Annotated in this window: 15 protein-coding genes and 1 tRNA gene; 11 read left to right on the top strand and 5 right to left on the bottom strand. The window is 41.6% G+C overall.

Features of this window, described 5'->3' with window-relative positions; all coding sequences use genetic code 11:
* Positions 1-113 precede the first annotated feature (113 nt).
* Complete coding sequence (locus AHMF7605_RS02180) at positions 114-2,213, top strand: M3 family metallopeptidase (RefSeq protein ID WP_146153494.1); 2,100 nt, start codon at positions 114-116, stop codon at positions 2,211-2,213.
* A 163-nt stretch (positions 2,214-2,376) separates the two neighbouring features.
* A tRNA-Arg gene (locus AHMF7605_RS02185) sits at positions 2,377-2,450 on the top strand.
* A 272-nt stretch (positions 2,451-2,722) separates the two neighbouring features.
* Here the strand turns inward: AHMF7605_RS02185 and AHMF7605_RS02190 are convergent.
* From AHMF7605_RS02190 to AHMF7605_RS02200, 3 genes are all read right to left on the bottom strand, one after another.
* Positions 2,723-2,980: a hypothetical protein gene (locus tag AHMF7605_RS02190; protein WP_106926015.1), complete on the bottom strand. Its 258-nt coding sequence runs from the start codon at positions 2,978-2,980 to the stop codon at positions 2,723-2,725.
* Positions 2,981-3,391: 411 nt separating this feature from the next.
* The gene (locus AHMF7605_RS02195) at positions 3,392-3,574 is read right to left on the bottom strand and encodes a hypothetical protein (protein WP_106926016.1); all 183 of its coding nucleotides are present in this window, start codon (positions 3,572-3,574) and stop codon (positions 3,392-3,394) included.
* A 147-nt stretch (positions 3,575-3,721) separates the two neighbouring features.
* On the bottom strand, positions 3,722-3,946 hold the full coding sequence (locus AHMF7605_RS02200; RefSeq protein WP_106926018.1) for a hypothetical protein: 225 nt from the start codon (positions 3,944-3,946) through the stop codon (positions 3,722-3,724).
* Between the two features lie 257 nt (positions 3,947-4,203).
* Here AHMF7605_RS02200 and AHMF7605_RS02205 point away from each other — a divergent pair, with 257 nt between their 5' ends.
* The 5 genes from AHMF7605_RS02205 (at position 4,204) to AHMF7605_RS02230 (ending at position 11,442) form a co-directional block, all read left to right on the top strand.
* On the top strand, positions 4,204-5,262 hold the full coding sequence (locus AHMF7605_RS02205) for a glycoside hydrolase family 53 protein (RefSeq protein WP_106926020.1): 1,059 nt from the start codon (positions 4,204-4,206) through the stop codon (positions 5,260-5,262).
* Between the two features lie 347 nt (positions 5,263-5,609).
* The gene (locus tag AHMF7605_RS02210) at positions 5,610-6,695 is read left to right on the top strand and encodes a Gfo/Idh/MocA family protein (protein ID WP_106926022.1); all 1,086 of its coding nucleotides are present in this window, start codon (positions 5,610-5,612) and stop codon (positions 6,693-6,695) included.
* A 243-nt stretch (positions 6,696-6,938) separates the two neighbouring features.
* The gene (locus tag AHMF7605_RS02215) at positions 6,939-7,451 is read left to right on the top strand and encodes a gluconate 2-dehydrogenase subunit 3 family protein (protein ID WP_106926024.1); all 513 of its coding nucleotides are present in this window, start codon (positions 6,939-6,941) and stop codon (positions 7,449-7,451) included.
* Between the two features lie 65 nt (positions 7,452-7,516).
* A complete protein-coding gene (locus tag AHMF7605_RS02220) occupies positions 7,517-9,235 on the top strand; it encodes a GMC oxidoreductase (RefSeq protein WP_106926026.1) in 1,719 nt (572 codons plus the stop codon).
* Positions 9,236-9,852: 617 nt separating this feature from the next.
* Positions 9,853-11,442 carry a glycoside hydrolase gene (locus tag AHMF7605_RS02230; RefSeq protein ID WP_106926030.1) on the top strand — a complete coding sequence of 530 codons (1,590 nt, stop codon included), beginning with the start codon at positions 9,853-9,855 and terminating at the stop codon, positions 11,440-11,442.
* A gap of 92 nt (positions 11,443-11,534) precedes the next feature.
* Here AHMF7605_RS02230 and AHMF7605_RS02235 read toward each other — a convergent pair whose 3' ends face one another.
* Positions 11,535-12,314, bottom strand: a complete 780-nt coding sequence (locus AHMF7605_RS02235) for an ABC transporter ATP-binding protein (RefSeq protein WP_106926032.1) — start codon at positions 12,312-12,314, stop codon at positions 11,535-11,537.
* A 197-nt stretch (positions 12,315-12,511) separates the two neighbouring features.
* The gene (locus AHMF7605_RS02240) at positions 12,512-13,240 is read right to left on the bottom strand and encodes an MlaE family ABC transporter permease (RefSeq protein ID WP_106926034.1); all 729 of its coding nucleotides are present in this window, start codon (positions 13,238-13,240) and stop codon (positions 12,512-12,514) included.
* 94 nt (positions 13,241-13,334) lie between these two features.
* On the opposite strand from AHMF7605_RS02240, the gene AHMF7605_RS02245 reads away from it, so the two are divergent.
* From AHMF7605_RS02245 to gldG, 4 genes are all read left to right on the top strand, one after another.
* Positions 13,335-14,048, top strand: a complete 714-nt coding sequence (locus tag AHMF7605_RS02245) for an SDR family oxidoreductase (RefSeq protein WP_106926036.1) — start codon at positions 13,335-13,337, stop codon at positions 14,046-14,048.
* A gap of 442 nt (positions 14,049-14,490) precedes the next feature.
* Positions 14,491-15,402, top strand: a complete 912-nt coding sequence (gene gldA, locus AHMF7605_RS02250; protein WP_106926038.1) for a gliding motility-associated ABC transporter ATP-binding subunit GldA — start codon at positions 14,491-14,493, stop codon at positions 15,400-15,402.
* Between the two features lie 102 nt (positions 15,403-15,504).
* The gene (gene gldF / locus AHMF7605_RS02255; RefSeq protein WP_106926040.1) at positions 15,505-16,233 is read left to right on the top strand and encodes a gliding motility-associated ABC transporter permease subunit GldF; all 729 of its coding nucleotides are present in this window, start codon (positions 15,505-15,507) and stop codon (positions 16,231-16,233) included.
* The gene (gene gldG / locus AHMF7605_RS02260) at positions 16,227-17,933 is read left to right on the top strand and encodes a gliding motility-associated ABC transporter substrate-binding protein GldG (RefSeq protein ID WP_106926042.1); all 1,707 of its coding nucleotides are present in this window, start codon (positions 16,227-16,229) and stop codon (positions 17,931-17,933) included. Before gldF ends, gldG begins: the two co-directional genes overlap by 7 nt.
* The last annotated feature ends 98 nt before the right edge of the window (positions 17,934-18,031 follow it).

Consider the following 18,031-nt stretch of genomic DNA (forward strand, 5'->3'; position numbering starts at 1 on the left):
GAATTTTACTAGACGAAAAGTAATTTTCCCGCTTAATTTCTTAAATTTCTCTTACTAAAAAAGTGTTTGTTAAGGGTATCTTTTTACCTATTCTACCTTCTTATTTTTTCTCCATGAACCGATTGATGCAAATAAAATTAAATTTTTCTATGCGCTGGATGATAGTGCTTGCCTGGCTAATAAGTCAGCAGGTTAGTAATTTGGCGTTAGCAGGTCCGGCGCCATCGACTAATCCCTTACAAGTTTCTTTTAACCAACCAATTAACTTTAAAGTTGTTACGGCTGCCCACATAAAAGAAGCAACCGACCAGGCCATTGTGAACACGAAAACGGCTTTAGAAGCAATTTACGCGATTAAAAAAGGGAAACACACTTTCCAAAATACGCTATTGGCTTACGATAACTTATCGGACCAGTTAGGTTCGGTGGCCATGGGCATTAATATACTCGCCAATGCCAGTTCCGATTCAGCGGTCCGCAACCAAGCCTTAAGAAGTTTAGAAGTCTTGGACAAATATGATAACCAACTGAGCCTCGACGAAAAGCTGTACTTGGCGGTCAAAGATTTTTCTACATCCAAAAAAGGCAAAAAGTTACAAGGTGCTCACCGGCTTTACCTGAAAGATTTAATAGAAAATTACGAGCGGGATGGCTTTGCGCTTACTCCGGAAAAACGTCAGGAACTGCAGAAAATTAACGATAAAATATCGGAGCTTAGCTTAACTTTTAGTAAAAATATTGCCGCCTACCAGGATTACTTATGGCTCCCGGAAGCTGAATTAAAAGGTTTGCCGGAAGATTTCGTGAAAAGTTTGAAAAAAGAAAAAGACTTGTACCGGATTGGCCTGGATGGACCTTCTTACACAACTTTCATGAAATACGCTATTTCGGAACCAGTGCGTAAGCAATTGTATATGAAATACAACAACCGCGCCGCCGATAAAAATGTAGCGGTGCTGCAACAATTATTAGTGGAACGCCAGAAAAAAGCCCATTTGTTAGGTTTCCCGACTTATGCGGCCTACCAAACTGCCAGCCGCATGGCCAAAAATCCGGCGGCCGTTTGGGAGTTGGAAACCAATCTCGCCGGAAAAGTAAAGCAAAAAACGCAGAGCGACCTGAACGAACTACTGGCAGTTAAACAAGCTTACCTGAAAGAATCGGCTCCGGCTACGGTCAACATTTGGGATGCCTCTTTTTACAGCAACCAGCTCATGGTGCAAAAATACCAGCTTGACCAGGAAAAATTAAAAGAATACTTTTCGCTGGATAATGTATTGAGTGGCTTGTTTCAAACAACGGAGCATTTATTCGGGGTGAAATACGAAGAAGTAAAAGATGCCTCGGTGTGGCACCCCGATGTGCGTTTGTTTGAAGTAAAACAGGATGGGGCTACCATCGGCCGTTTTTACCTCGATTTATTTCCGCGGGATAATAAATATACGCACGCAGCCTGTTTCCCCATCCGGAAAGGAAAAAAATACGCGGCTGGTTACCGGTTGCCCACGGCTGCTTTAATCTGTAACTTTAATGCTCCCACCGCCGACAAACCGGCTTTGCTCACGCACCGGCAAGTAGAAACATTCTTTCATGAGTTCGGCCATGTGCTGCACAATATGCTCACCACCGCCGAGCTGGCCGGGCAATCCGGTACTTCCGTAAAACGGGATTTTGTGGAAGCTCCTTCGCAGATATTCGAAAATTGGGTATGGGACTACAATGCCTTAAAATTATTTGCTAAACATTATAAAACCGGTAAAGTATTGCCCCCGGCTTTGCACCAAAAAATGGTAGATTCCCGCAACGTTGGCTCCGGCCTGGCGGCTTCGGCTCAAATTTTTTACGGCACCTTAGATATGACCTTGCACGATAAATTTAACCCGGAAGGTACCCAATCCACGACCGATGCACTCAAAGAAGTACAGAATAAAACTATGCCTTACCCCTACCTGGAAGGTACCCACATGCAAGCCGCCTTTGGTCACTTAACTGGCTACGGGGCGGGCTATTACGGGTATATGTGGAGCAAAGTATTTGCGGAAGATATGTTCTCGGTGTTTGCCAAAAACGGGGTGATGGACCAGAAAACGGGTTTACGGTACCGGAATATTATTTTAGCCAATGGTTCGAGCCGCGACGAATACGAACTGGTAAAAGAGTTTCTGGGCCGGGAACCGAACCAGGAAGCATTTCTGAAATCGTTGGGCTTGTAGCCAGTTTTCTAAACTTACCGGTTTATAGCTGCTAGAAAATAAAGAGGGCTGGCTCCAAAGACAAGCCTTAATAAATGCCAGTCAAAATTTGCGGTGTTCTTTATATTTTCTTTTCTTTGCACTTTCAAAAAGCGGCGGTGTTTTACTGCTTCTTTTTAATGTTGGTCTCGTAGCTCAGCTGGATAGAGCAACTGCCTTCTAAGCAGTAGGTCTTTGGTTCGAATCCAAACGGGATCACTTGAAGATGAGTCACTTATAAGATAAAACTTGTAAGTGGCTTTTTTATTTACACACTCATTACTTCAAATTGATTGTTTCCTGCTTTTTGTTTCTTATTTAATCGTTATGACAAGAAGCCGGTTTTCTTCATGTAGTTAACGTAAGTTTATTTAAATTATACCATTAGCTTTAGATCCAAAATAGAATTCTAAGGCATTTTTCTGGCTACAAAGAGATAATGATGTTTCCAGTTTCCTCTTATTTAGGGAAAGGAAACAGGAACACTGTTGTTATCCCTGGCCAACATAGGCATTTACATGGTCATATGCTTCCTGGTAGGTAGGGCATTCGCCTTTGTTTACCGAACCAGGTTGGTTATTGGGTATAAAAACGTGCCAATGCCAGTTTCCATAATTGTGGGTAATGGTGGCGATGAGCTCGTCTGTTTTATGCAAGTGTCCGGCATCATCATAAACATTACCGCGAAATTCTATTCTATCACTTAAAAAGGAAGGGGGCTCCGGGTAGTTATGGATAAAAGCTTTCATGTTAGCGCCTCAAGGTTGGATTCGACCAACAAAATACATCTTTATCTTATAAAGTAAAAAATTAATTAACTATTACTCCACAACGCATTTTTATACTCCTTTCGACCACCTGCTACTAGACTAAATAACGGTGAGATAAAGTGGAAGATATTATAACAACTAGGATAGAAAAAATCTATCTAAGAAAAATAGTTTAATTTGTAGTTTATAAGAAAGTTTCGGCATGTATTTTTAACTTTTAGTATATTAGAATACTAAACAAATAATAATTTAAAAATTACTGTAACCGACAATAGGAAAGAAATACCCCGTAGTTGGAAAACATCCAAAAACTAAAATAGCAAAAACCCGCTTACGGTTGCGGGTTTTTATTAGCATTAGGAGCATTTAAAGAAAACTTTATTACTTTGTTTATTCATCGCTATTGGTGACTAAAGGATTAATAAAATCATCTTCTGGATTTTGCACGACTGTTGGCGTGGCTAGTTGGTTTCGTAATTCCGTTAGTTCAATCTGCTCCTCATCGGTTAAATTACGCTGCGTGGAAAGTTCTACTACGCGCTGGGAGGCGGCTACTTTATCTGCTTCATTCATGATTTCTTTATTTTATATTATTAAAACTAGGCTAACAAAAAAGGCGGCTCAATGTTTAAGGGCTAAAGAGTACAATAATACAAAAGCCATCCCGAAGAATGGCCATATAACCTTACATATTAAAGCTAGGTAGGTGTTAATTGCTAATTATACAAAAGAATAGATTTTGCATTGGTCCTGATCTTTTTGAAACCGGATTATATTTTTGTGTTCTAGGTTTTGAATAACTGCAATCATTTCACTTTCAGTAAGATTTATTATTTGTTCAAACATTATTAGATATTCTTGAGGTATAAAATTAGGATTATAAATAACTGCTGGAGCTTTACCACTTTCACTTAAACAAACACTGAATTCATAGGCTAATTTCATGATTCGATTATTCTTTTCTGTTCAATGGAGATTTTTTATTCAACGGAATGAGTTTATTTACCCTTAGTAAATCCAGCTAATCGGTATATTGTTACCGGGTAAAAAGAAAAAATTACTGAATGTATAAACAATTGGTTAGGTAATTTTCCTAACTATCTATAATGCTCTTTGCCGGATATGGGGTGAACAGGTTGATTTGCAAGGAGATTTTAAAATTTTATCCCGCACGAAAGCATTGCCTAGTAATTTTAAATTCGATGAAAAATAAAAAAGTGACTAGAACCGGAATTTTAATTTTTCTGTGGCTCTTCTGGATAACTGTTTCTTCCGGGTGCAGTGTGGCGGAACCAGGTCCGAAGTCTAAAGAGTTTGCCAAAGGAGCCGATATTGGTTGGTTACAACAGATGGAAGCAACCGGCTACAAGTTCTACGATGATAAAGGCCAAGAACAGGATTGTTTCCAAATATTAAAGGACCATGGTATTAATACCATTCGCCTGCGGACTTGGGTGAACCCCTCCAATGACCCGGTAAGCGGCCATAACGGCAAAGACGAAACGGTGGCAATGGCCGTTCGCGCCCAAAAGTCGGGCATGCGCGTCATGATTAATTTTCACTATAGCGACACCTGGGCCGATCCCGGAAAACAAAAAAAGCCCGCCGCTTGGGAAGGACATGCTTTTCCGCAACTACTAAAAGATGTTTACGACTATACCTATGAGGTAATGAGCGCTCTGAAAAAAGCCGGCGTAACCCCGGAGTGGGTACAGGTAGGAAACGAAACGCCGGGCGGCATGATCTATCCGGAAGGAAGCGTGGCTAACTGGCCGCAATTGGCCCAACTCATTAATAAAGGGTATGATGCCATCAAAGCAGTTAATCCAAGCGCTAAAGTTATTCTTCATCTGGATCAGGGCAATAACAATCAACGGTTCCGGACTTGGTTCGATAATGCCACCGCCAACGGCGCCAAATACGATGTGATAGGCCTATCCTATTATCCTTACTGGTTACCCGGAAACCCGGATTTTAAGCTTTCCATTGATGACTTAGGCAAGAATATGAATGATATGATTAACCGCTACGGCAAAGAAGTAATGGTAGTAGAGGTAGGCGGCGAAGATACCAAACCGCAAAATACGTACGACATGCTGGTGGCCGTTCAGCAAAAAGTAAAAGCGGTTACCAGAGGCAAAGGGTTAGGAGTAATCTACTGGGAACCCCAAGGGGCCAGGAGCTGGAGCAAGTATCCGCTAAGTGCCTGGGGAGATGATGGTAAGCCCACCAAAGCCATGGATGCCTTTCTGGTTAAGTAGTTCAAAGATTAGTAATGACAAGATAAAATATTTCACTTTCAACTCTCGTAAACTGAAATCTGGTGGCTTGCCAGACGAAATTAAAAGATTAGAAGAAGTCGTTAGCTCCGGCAGCAACGGGCTTCAATTTATCAATCATTGAGAGTTTATAGATTAGCCCGTTTTCTTTTTAATCTATGGTAACCTATAGAGTGGTGAGCGGAATTTTATCTTGGAGTGTTTGCCTGATTAGCACAAGAAATTACAACTCAGGAAACTTTTATGGTTAATTTTTTACAAAAACCTGCTGGAAAATTTTGGTCGTTCAACCAGTTATCTTAATTTTTTGCGGTTTAACAAAATAATATATGTCTGAAAATACAAAGCTTTTGCGGGTGCTGGTGGTGGGTTGCGGAAATATGGGAACTTCTCATGCCTTCGCCTATCACACGGTGGATGGATTTCAAATTTGTGGTATTGTTTCTACCGGGAAAAGTAAAGAAGTTTTAAATCAGAAAATAGGCGGCAGCTACCCCTTATTCTCCGATCTGGATGAAGCGCTCAAGCAGACTCAGCCCGATGCCGTTTGCATTTCTACCTATCCGGATACGCACGAAAGCTTTGCGTTGAAAGCGCTGGCAAAAGGCTGCCACGTGTTTCTGGAAAAGCCCATTGCGGATTCGGTGGAAGGAGCGGAACGAGTAGCTGCCGCGGCTCAAAAAGCAAATAAGAAATTAGTAGTCGGTTATATTTTGCGCCACCATCCCTCCTGGATTGAGTTTGTCCGGTTAACCCGCGAATTGGGAAAACCTTTGGTAATGCGGATGAATTTAAATCAGCAAAGCCACGGCGCGGCCTGGGCCGTTCACCGGAATTTAATGAAAAGTTTAAGCCCGATTGTGGATTGCGGCGTGCATTATATTGATGTCATGTGCCAGATGACGCGTTCCCGGCCCATACAGGTGAGCGCTATTGGCGCCCGATTAACCGAAGATATTCCGGTTGGTAATTACAATTATGGGCAATTACAAATTCGTTTCGAAGATGGATCAGTCGGTTGGTACGAAGCCGGTTGGGGACCGATGATTAGTGAAACGGCTTTTTTTGTAAAGGACGTAATCGGCCCGAAAGGTGCCGTATCTATTGTGGCTAAAGACGCGGGTGGAACCGGGAAATCGGATTCAGTGGAAGCCCACACCAAAACCGAATGGCTTCGGTATCACCGGGCAGATTTAAACGAAAAAGAAGAACTAAAGCTGGAAGATGCCTGGATTAGCATGGAAGATGAACCTGACCACCAGGAATTGTGTAACCGCGAGCAACTGTATTTTCTGCAAGCCATCCGGGAAGATATCGATTTAACCGACCATGTAGCCGATGCGGTGAACAGTTTACGGATTGCCTTTGCCTGCGATGAATCCGTCCGGACGGGCCAGGTAATAGCGTTAAGGTAAAAAAATAGTGTTTTGAAATATAAGCCTGAGCCATTCACTAGTACTACTTCTGGTTTGGACTAACTTAAATTTTCCGATAAAAGAGTAGAGCGATAGTGAAGGGAAATAGCTCTTCTGCCGGAAATATTTTTAATAAAGTTCCGTTTTCCGTTTTATTTCTTAAATTAAGGCATTAAAATCCAATACCTTACTTTGTTGGTAAGGATTGGAGACAGACCTTTTTTATTTAGTTTTTAAATTTATATGAAACGTCGCTCCGCAATAAAAAATTTAAGTTTGGCGGTGGCCGGAATGGTGAGTTTACCGGCCTGGGTTTCGGCCTGGACCCCCGAATCCATTGGCCAGGTAAACAGTTTACCCATCCCGGATGAAAATTTGTTAGCTGAAATTACCGAAACTATTATTCCGGAAACCCAAACGCCAGGAGCCAAGTCACTGAAAGTTCACCAGTTTGTTCTGCGCATGATTCAGGATTGTTTCGGGGAAGAGGCCCAAACTCTTTTGGAACAAGGTCTCCTTAAAACGGATCAGCTAGCCAATATTGCCTATAATAAACCTTTTGTTTCCTGCGATACGGCGCAACGGATGGAGTTACTTACCCATCTTCAGACTTCAGATGACCCGGCAGGTAAGCAATTTGTGGATATGGTTAAGAACTTGACCATGCGCGGTTACCTGAATTCGGAATACGTGCTGGTTAATATTAACCACTACAACATTGCGCCGGGCTTTTACCACGGCTGTGTTCCAATTTAAACTTAGCGCTTACCCGGCTTATATTTTTCAAAATTTTATATTTATCTCTGAATTTTCTTTACTTCATGGCATTCTTTAACATAGATTCCATTAAAGACCGCACTTTCGACGCGATTGTAGTGGGTTCCGGCATTAGCGGCGGTTGGTCGGCGAAAGAATTAACCGGTCGTGGTTTACGTACTTTAGTTTTGGAGCGTGGTCGGGATGTACAACACATCAAAGATTATCCTACTACTTTTAAAAACCCGTGGGAGTTTCCGCACTTAGGCCAAATTCCGAAAGAACTGCGCGATGCCAACCCTATTGCCAGCCGGTGTTACGCCTTTAACGAAGATGCCGCTCATTTTTTTATTAAAGACAACGAACATCCCTACGTGCAGGAAAAGCCTTTCGATTGGATTCGGGGTTACCAGGTGGGTGGTAAATCTTTAATGTGGGCCCGGGGTACCCAGCGCTGGTCGCAGTACGATTTTGATGGTCCGGCCCGGGATGGTTTTGCCGTGGAATGGCCGATTAACTATGCCGATATTGCCCCCTGGTACAGCTACGTCGAAAAATTTGCCGGTATTTCCGGGAATAAAGATGGATTGCCGCAATTGCCGGACGGCGAGTTTTTGCCGCCGCATGAGCAATCGTGCGTGGAAAAGCATTTTACCCAGCAAATGGCGAAGCATTATAATAATACCCGACCTGTAATTATTGGTCGTTGTGCTCACCTTACCCAACCTCAGCCTATTCATACGCAGCAAGGAAGGGGACAGTGCCAGAACCGGACTTTGTGCCAGCGGGGTTGTCCGTACGGGGGTTATTTTAGCAGTAATTCTTCTACGCTGCCCTGGGCCCAGAAAACCGGTAAAATGACGCTTCGGCCTGATTCGGTGGTGCATTCCATTATATTCGACGAGAAGAAAAACAAAGCTACGGGTGTACGGGTGATAGATGCCCATACGAAAGAAATGACGGAATACTACGCCAAAATTATTTTTGTGAATGCCTCCACTTTAAACACCAACTTAATTTTGCTTAATTCCACATCCAACCGCTTCCCGAATGGTTTGGGTAACGATAATGGTTTGTTGGGTAAATACATTGCTTTTCATAATTTCCGGACCACTATTTCAGCGGAGTACGAAGGCTTTTTAGATACTATTACCGAAGGTAACCGGCCCAATAGCAGTTACATTCCCCGTTTCCGGAACGTGTTTAAGCAAGAAACGGATTTTTTACGGGGCTATGCGGCGGGTTTTGGCTCCAGCCGGATGCTGGACACCGATCGATCCGGATTTGGAGAATCTTTAAAAGCGAATTTAACGCAAAAGAAATACGGTAACTGGCACGTAAGCTCCCACATGATGGGCGAAACCATACCGAAAGAAACGAATTACGTAACCTTGGATTCGGATTTAAAAGATGCCTGGGGTATTCCGCAGCTTAAAGTTTCGGTGGCATACGACGATAACGACGAAAAAATGATTGCGGACTTCCATCAGCAAATGACGGAAATGCTGACCGTAGCTGGATTCACCAACATTAAAACCAACGATCGTCCCGATAAAGCCCCCGGCTTGGATATTCACGAAATGGGCGGCGTACGCATGGGCAAAGACCCGAAAACTTCGTTGTTAAATAAGTGGAACCAGTTGCATGCCTGCCAGAACGTGTTTGTTACCGATGGCGCCTGCATGACTTCCAATTCTACCCAAAATCCTTCGCTTACTTTTATGGCTATCACGGCTAGAGCTGCTAATCATGCAGTGGATAAATTAAAGAAAAAGAATTTGTAGAGATTAGAAGAATTTAAGTCTTAATTAAAAAAGCCAATCGTACGATTGGCTTTTTTAATTAAGAAAGACCTACGTTGTTAAATAAATTTTCCATTTATTAAAATTTTATTTAATGCTTTAAAAAATAACGAAATGTATGAATGCCTTTACGAGTGTTTTCTTTCAATTAAGGAACTACTTATAATTTTAACGTCAATAGGTTCTTTTTTCGCCATAATTATACCTTTAATTAATTCATTAAAAAGCTACATTGACGCTCGTCAAGATAAAAAATTTGAATATTATCATAAATTGATAGATGAATTTATTGGTGGAGACTAAAATAATACTACTCCAATGTTGGATAGGCAATTAGCAATTGTTTACGAATTAAGATTTTATTCAAAATATTATCCTATTACTCAGAGAATACTAATAGATGCTAAAAATTCTTGGGCTAATAATTTAAGATTAGTTGAAGAAATAAATTTTACTCTAAAATATATTAACTCTAATTGGGTTGATAGATTAATTTCAAAAAAATATTAAAAATGACTTAAGGTTAAAGTAAGTTATTTCCTTGCTCCATTCATTAAAAATTTATTTAACATTTACACCTATTTGAATTTATAAACCTTATGAATTTAAGTGCCCGAAAATTTAATTTAGCCATATTCTTACTTGTTATCTGCTCCGAAATAAGTCTAGCCCAACAGTCCAATCTAAAGCCTCTAATCATTACCATTGACACTAAAAAGCAAGCACAAACCATCGATAATTTTGGGGCGGCGGGTTGCTGGTACGCGGAAGGGATCGGAAAATTTTGGCCGACGCAGAAAAAAGAACGGATAGCCGAATTGCTTTTCAGCCAGGAGCGGGATGAAAAAGGAAATCCGAAGGGTATTGGCTTGTCGGCTTGGCGGTTTAATATTGGGGGCGGTACTACCGAACAAGGAGATAATAGCGGCATTAAAGAGGTAAACCGGCGGGTCGAAAGTTTCCTGAATTCGGATGGCACCTATGATTGGAGCAAGCAAGCCGGCTATACCTGGTTCTTGAAAAAAGCAAAAAACTACGGAGTTGAAAAATTAATTGCTTTCTCCAACACCCCTCCGGTTCAAATGACGAAAAACAATCTGGGTTATAAAACCGAGAAAGATTACCGTTCCAACTTAAAGCCCGATCAATACGAGGCGTATACTAATTTTCTGACGGAAGTTCTCCAGCACTACGAAAAAGAAGGACTGCGCTTTAATTACATCAGTCCGGTAAACGAGCCGCAGTGGGACTGGACCGGCAAATTCGGCGAAGCCAAGCAGGAGGGAAGCCCCTGGCGAAACGACGAAATTGCGCAAGTGGTTAAGAGTCTGGATAATGCTTTGGAGAAGAAAAAACTAACCAGCCAAATTATTTTACCCGAAGCGGCTAAACTTACTTTTCTGTACCGCGATACTACCCATTCTTCGCGCCAGGTGCAGCAGTTTTTCGGGAAGAATAGTTCTTTAAATCTTAGTACCTTGAAACACCTACCCAAATTAGTAGTAGGCCATAGTTATTTTACCGATGAAGGCGACAGTGCCACGGTAGCAATTCGGGCGCAGTTGGCAGATACAGTAAGTAAGTACGGGGTACAATTCTGGCAATCGGAATACTCGATGCTAGCCGATGGTTTCCGGGAAGGAATGAAAGGCCGTCGGAGTGGGATGGATTGCGGCCTGTTTCTGGCTAAAATTATTCACCAGGATGTAACGGTGGCTAACGCGGCGGCTTGGCAATTCTGGAACGCTTTTGAACCGGGCAAACCCGATTTCGATACGCGCTATTACCTGATTGCCTTGCAGCCCAATGCCAACTATACGGACGGAGAATTTTATGCGACTAAAAATTTGTGGGCTTTGGGGCATTATAGTTTATTTATCCGGCCGGGGATGCACCGCTTAGTTATTACGCGCAACGATAATTTATCGCCGGTAGCCGCCGCTCAAAAAGTTATGGTTTCCTCTTTCGCGGATGCTACTGGTAAGCTGGTAGTGGTGGCCATTAACTACGAAATGGAGGCACGTAATCTGCAGTTAAATGTAAAAAATTATTCTTCAGGTGCTGTTTATAAACGCTACGTTACTACCGCCGCTGCCGCAGATAATTTAAAACCTTATCCTGCCGGCAAAATAAGTCAAGCTATTACTTTACCACCTCGCTCCATTACTACCTTGGTTATCCAGAAATAAGTAATCAGATTAATTTAAAAAATGAAATAGGTAGCTTTAACATTCTGAGTATTAATAAAGAAAGTTAATGCAATATGCTTAAGCAGTATGGTTTAAATATTCTGAATATCGCCTAACTCTTCGTCCACTTTCTTGGCCGCGCGCATTAAGCTGCTGGCAAAAATAAATTCGTTTAGTTCTTTAATATTGGTATTCATGATATCGTCTTTGGTGCCTTCCCAAACTTTATTGCCTTTATACATGTACATGATATGATCTCCAATTTCCATTACCGAGTTCATGTCGTGGGTTACTACTACGGTGGTAATGTCAAATTCTTTGGTTATTTCGTAAATCAGTTCGTCGATTTTAATCGAGGTCAAGGGGTCTAAACCGGAGTTAGGTTCGTCGCAGAAAAGATATTTGGCGTTAGGGGCAATAGCCCGCGCAATGCCCACGCGTTTTTTCATCCCCCCGCTAATTTCGGAGGGCATTTTTTTACCCGCATTTTCCAGACCTACCCGTTTTAAACAAAAATTCACCCGATCGCGCCGTTCTTCTTTGGTCATGGAGCTTTGCATCCGCAGCGGAAATTCTACGTTTTCTTCTACCGTCATAGAGTCAAATAATGCTCCTCCCTGGAATAGCATACCAATTTTACGTCTTATTTCCTGCCGCAGATCCAATTTATTATTGGTAAATACTTTGCCATCGTACGTTATACTGCCAATATCCGGTTTTATTAAGCCCACAATGCATTGCAACAACACACTTTTACCGGTACCACTCGCGCCCAGTAATAAATTAGTTTTACCTGCCTCAAAAACGCCGGTAATGCCATTTAATACTTTCGTACCATTAAAGGATTTATGAATATTATGTACTTCGATCATGTTTTTAGTCCATAGTCCACTGATTCTATTATTGAATGAGTGAATGAGTGAATGTGTGTATGAGTAGTTGTGTAATTCATGATTGCAAGCGTACTACGCTGCGTAATTACGTAAAACGTAGTAGTACCTTTTCAACTTTTTTATATTTAACCTTCAAACTTTTCAACCTTTCAACTTTCTAACTAATAACTTGCAACTTACAGCAACAGTTTAGCCAGCACAAAATCGGCGATTAATACCGCAATAATGCTTTTAGTTACCGCCTTGGTACTGGAGGCGCCTACTTCTAAGGCTCCCCCTTTGGTATAGTAACCTTCATAAGAAGAAATAGAAGCAATCAGAAAGGCAAATACTACCGATTTTATTAATGAAAATACAATGTTATACGGCACAAACGCATCCCGAATCCCTTCAATGTACTCGGTGGCCGTTAAAGCGCCCGTGGCCGTACCAGCAATGTAACCTCCCCCAATGGATAACGTCATGGCGACAATAACGAGCAAGGGAAACATGATAAGCGAAGCAATAATTTTAGGTAAAACCAGATACGAAGCCGCATTTATACCCATTACTTCTAACGCATCCACCTGGTCCGTAATTTTCATGGTGCCCAAACCCCCCGCTATATTAGAGCCTACTTTTCCGGCTAACACAATAGAGGTAATGGTGGGGGCTAATTCCAGAATGGTCATTTCCCGCACCATAAACCCAATGGTGGAGCGCGGAATGAGGGCATTGGTTAGGTTGTAAGCTACCTGCACGCAGGTTACGGCGCCAATAAAAGTTGAAACAATGGCGACAATAACAATAGAGTTAATGCCGATTAATATGGCCTCGTCGATTGTACGGTTAAATAAAATCCGGAATGCTTCGCCCCGGGAAAAAAGACTGCCTATAAAAAGTAAAAAATTACCAAAGGTTCTCATAGTGAGGTTTTAAGTGTATGCAGTTAGTTAAAACTGCCAAAGCGATTTACAATTGACTATATTACGTGGAAATTTATAAAACTATCGTACACCTATGCAAAAATATATATTGGTTACTGGCGGCACCAAAGGTATTGGCCGGGCAATTATTGAGCGATTTGCTGCCGAAGGCTTTCATATTATTACTTGTTCGCGCAAGGAAACTGAATTAAAAAAATTAAAATTAGACCTGCAGCAAAAATATACCTTCAGTAAGGTGTTTTACCGGGCTGCCGATCTCAGCGATTCATTGGCGCTACAAAACTTTCTGGACTACGTGCATTCTCTTAAAGTGAAAATAGATGTACTGGTAAATAATACCGGGGTATTTTTGCCGGGCAAAATTCACGAAGAGCCCGATACCGTTCTGCGCCACATGATAGAAACTAACCTTTTCAGCGCCTATTTTGTTACAAAATCGCTGGTAGGTGAAATGATTAAACGGCGCAGTGGGCATATTTTTAATATGTGCTCCACGGCCAGTATTACGCCTTATACTAACGGAGGTTCTTATTGCATTTCTAAATTTGCCTTATACGGCATGACCAAAGTATTGCGAGAAGAACTAAAAGAACATAATGTAAAAGTAACGGCCGTTTTGCCCGGGGCTACTTTAACCGCTAGCTGGGAAGGGGTAGATCTGCCACCCTCCCGGTTTATCCGCCCCAGTGATGTTGCTAACGCTGTTTTTGCTGCGTATCAGTTATCGGATTCGGCGGTAGTAGAAGAGCTGCTAATCCGGCCGCAATTAGGCGACATAGAGTCATAATTGTTTTAAATTTAATATTTAAGTATGAAAACTCAATTTATTGATACTTACTTCGATGTGTGGTTTAAATGAAAATTTTAAAATGAATTTTTATTGATCAAATAGTACTCTGTGCTTCGCCAAATTTGGAGAAAGAGCTACCTACTTTTTATATTTACTTCCTTAACAATATGAATTCTAAAATCTATTTTGTTGGGTCATTAGGATAGCTTGGTTATTTTACCTTCAAAGCAAAGTGTAAAAGCATACTAGTAATTAAGGTTACTTATATGATTTTTGCTTATTAATCGTTCCTGTATAAGTATTTAAAACAGGAGAAATTAATTTAAAACCTACTTAAAGTATTCTGAATTATAAATTTGAGCGGGCTTTTAAAGCAACCGTAGATGAGAAATTAAGTAATAACTAAATCAAGTTTTTAGAATGATGAAAATTTGGGTGTATGTCGGTTGAAGTAAAGAATTTGACTAAGTTGTTTGGCGCTCAGCGAGCTGTAGATAATATTTCATTTACAGTTAGTCCGGGTCAGGTGTTGGGATTTTTAGGCCCCAACGGAGCGGGTAAATCCACTACCATGAAAATTGCGACTGGTTATTTACCGCCCAGTTCGGGTACCATTACCATTAATGGTTTCGATGTGCAAGAAGCGCCTTTGGAAGTGCGCCGGCATGTGGGCTATTTACCGGAACATAATCCGCTTTACCTGGATATGTACGTGTCGGAATACCTGGTTTTTATTGGGCAACTCTATGGGTTAAAACGGGGGGAATTAAATAACCGGGTGCAACAAATGATTGCTTTGTGTGGGCTTACTGTTGAGCGCCACAAGAAAATTGGTTCGCTATCCAAAGGATACCGGCAAAGGGTAGGGTTAGCTCAAGCGCTCCTGCACGATCCTCAAGTTTTAATTTTAGATGAACCTACTACTGGTCTGGACCCCAATCAAATAACCGAGATAAGAGCCTTGATTAAAAAAGTGGGCCAGGAAAAAACGGTCTTGTTTTCGACCCACATTATGCAGGAAGTTTCAGCCATTTGCGACCGGGTCGTTATCATAAATAAAGGTAAAGTAGTGGCCGATAGTGCAGTCTCCCGCTTGAATAATCTGAATCAAGAAGAGATAATAACGATAGCCGAATTTGAGAGTCCCATTGAAGTTAGTTTTTTACAACAGATACCAGGCATCCAGGAAGTAGAGCAAATGGTTAACTTTACTTACCGCTTAAAATCCCCTAAAAAAGCGGATGTCCGTTCGGCTGTTTTTGCCTTAGCCGCCGAGCACAAATGGAGCTTAATCGGTCTTCGCCAGGAAGAACAATCGCTCGAAAAGATATTTCAATCGTTAACTAAATAAATTAGATGATGAAAATTAGAATTTATGAATTAAAAATTAGAAAATAAGCATTTGTGGGTAAAAGTGTAGACTAATAATTTCTAATTCATAATTAAAAAAGCCATGTTCGCCGTTCTGCGTAAAGAAATAAATTCCTTTTTAAATTCTATGATTGCCTACATGGTCATTGGGGTTTTCCTGCTGGCAACAGGCCTTTTTATGTGGGTATTTCCGGATAGCAGCGTGCTGGATTACGGCTATGCTGATATGTCCACTCTCTTTAATATTGCTCCTTGGATGTTTCTGTTTTTAATTCCGGCCATAACCATGCGTACTTTCGCCGAAGAAAAGAAATCGGGTACCATCGAATTGCTGCTTACGAAACCTATCACCGACCTGGATATAATTTTAGGCAAATTTCTGGCTTGCCTTGGTTTGGCAGTTTTAGCTTTGTTGCCCACTTTAATTTATTATTATTCGGTGCATACGTTAGGCAATCCGGCCGGTAACATTGATTCGGCAGCGGTGGCGGGTTCGTACTTGGGAATGATTTTTTTAGCGGGCATTTTTACCGCTATCGGCGTTTTTGCTTCGGCCTTAACCGAAAATCAAATCGTAGCTTTTATTGTGGCTGTTTTTTTCTGTTTTTTGGTTTACGCGGGGTTTGACTCCTTGGCGGCCATTGATATGTGGGGCACTACTTCTTACCTTATTAGTCAGTTAGGGATATCTTTTCACTACAATGCCTTGAGCAAAGGTTTAATTGACTCCCGTGATGTGCTTTATTTTGTGAGCGTTGCCGCCTTGTTTCTACTGGCTACAAAATTAATTATGGAGAGCCGAAAATGGTAACGGAACAAAATAACTCTGCTACCAAAACTCGGAAAAGCCGGGATATTACCCAATATCTGGTATTAACCGGATTGATTATTCTTCTAAATTTTTTATCGGGATTTTATTTTTATCGCTATGATTTAACCGAAGATAAACGCTATACCATGGCGCCGGCTACCCGCCGATTATTGCAGAATTTGCCCCAACCGGTACACGTAGATGTCTACTTAGCGGGGGAATTTCCAACGGGTTTTAAACGCTTGCAAGCGGCCGTTCGTGAAACTTTAGAAGAATTACGGATTTATTCCTCTAATTTTTCTTACTCCTTCATTGACCCAAGTGCGGGTACCGACTTAAAAAAACGAAATCAGCTGTATACCAACCTGGCTTTAAAGGGTATTCAACCAACTAATTTGTTTGCCATGGAAGGGGACAAGAAAGTAGAAAAGCTGGTTTTTCCGGGAGCCATTGTAACGGCGGCCGGAAAAGAGGAACCCGTTATGCTGCTGAAAGGCAATCAGGCGGCTTCGCCGGATGAGCGGTTAAATCAATCCATTGAAGGGTTAGAATTTGAACTAGCTTCGGCTATTCGGAAACTAGCCAGTACTAACCGGAAACGCATTGGTCTGGTAGATGGCCATGGCGAACTTAACAACCTGGAAGCTGCTGATTTTATCACTTCGCTGCAAAAATATTACGATGTTTACCGGGTAGATTTAAATAAAGTACCCAGTCTGCAATCGTTAAGCGCTCTAATAGTAGCCCGCCCGGTACGACCTTTCAGGGAAGTAGAAAAGTATAAATTAGACCAATTTATCATGCAGGGCGGTAAAGCACTCTTTTTTCTAGATGCTATTAACGTTGCATTGGATAGTATCCGGCCGCAAGGCTATTTTGCTTTGCCTTACAACCTGAACCTCGATGATTTATTGTTTAAGTACGGGGTGCGGGTAAATGCCAATTTAGTGCAGGATATAAATTCAGGGCAAATTCCGGTAGTAACCGGGCGATACGGGAACCAACCCCAAACCCAATTAATGAACTGGCGCTACTTTCCGCTAATTAATACTTTTAGTCAGCATCCACTTACCCGAAATTTGGATGCCGTTTATGGAAAATTCTTGAGTACGATGGATAGTGTACGGGTAAAAAGTATCCGGAAAACGCCCTTACTATTTACCTCGCGTTACACTAAAATTTTAGCCCCGCCAATAACTGTTAGTTTAAACGAAGCGCGGGTTAACATAAAACCATCTTTGTATAACAAGGGACCGCAAGCAGTCGGGTATTTACTCGAAGGTAATTTTCCCTCTTTATTCACTAATCGGCCTTTGCCAGCTGGTTTGCCGGCCAATACTTCACCCGGGGTTACTACCGGTAAACCCACTACAATAATTGTTTTTTCTGATGGTGATTTAATCCGGAACGAAGTGAACCCGAAAAACAACCAACCCTACGAATTGGGTTACGATCGGTTTATGCGTACCCGCTTTGCCAATAAGGATTTGGTGATGAACGCAGTAGAATACCTGCTTGATGAATCCGGATTAATTAATGTTCGTTCTAAACAAATTACTTTGCGGCCGCTCGACCGAATTCGGATAAAAGAAGAACGTCAGCGCTGGCAAATTCTTAATTTAGTAGGGCCATTAATTTTACTGGTGTTTTTTGGCATTGGTAAATATTACCGCCGTCAGCGCAAGTACGCCCGCCTGTGATTAAGCTTTCCTTCCTTCCGGCTAATGAAGCAGTTTAAAGCCAAGTAAATAGTAAAAATACTAGCCGCCGGAAAGCTTCTTCGGGAAGAAACTAAGGT

It is taken from the genome of Adhaeribacter arboris, from assembly GCF_003023845.1.
Lineage (GTDB): Bacteria > Bacteroidota > Bacteroidia > Cytophagales > Hymenobacteraceae > Adhaeribacter > Adhaeribacter arboris.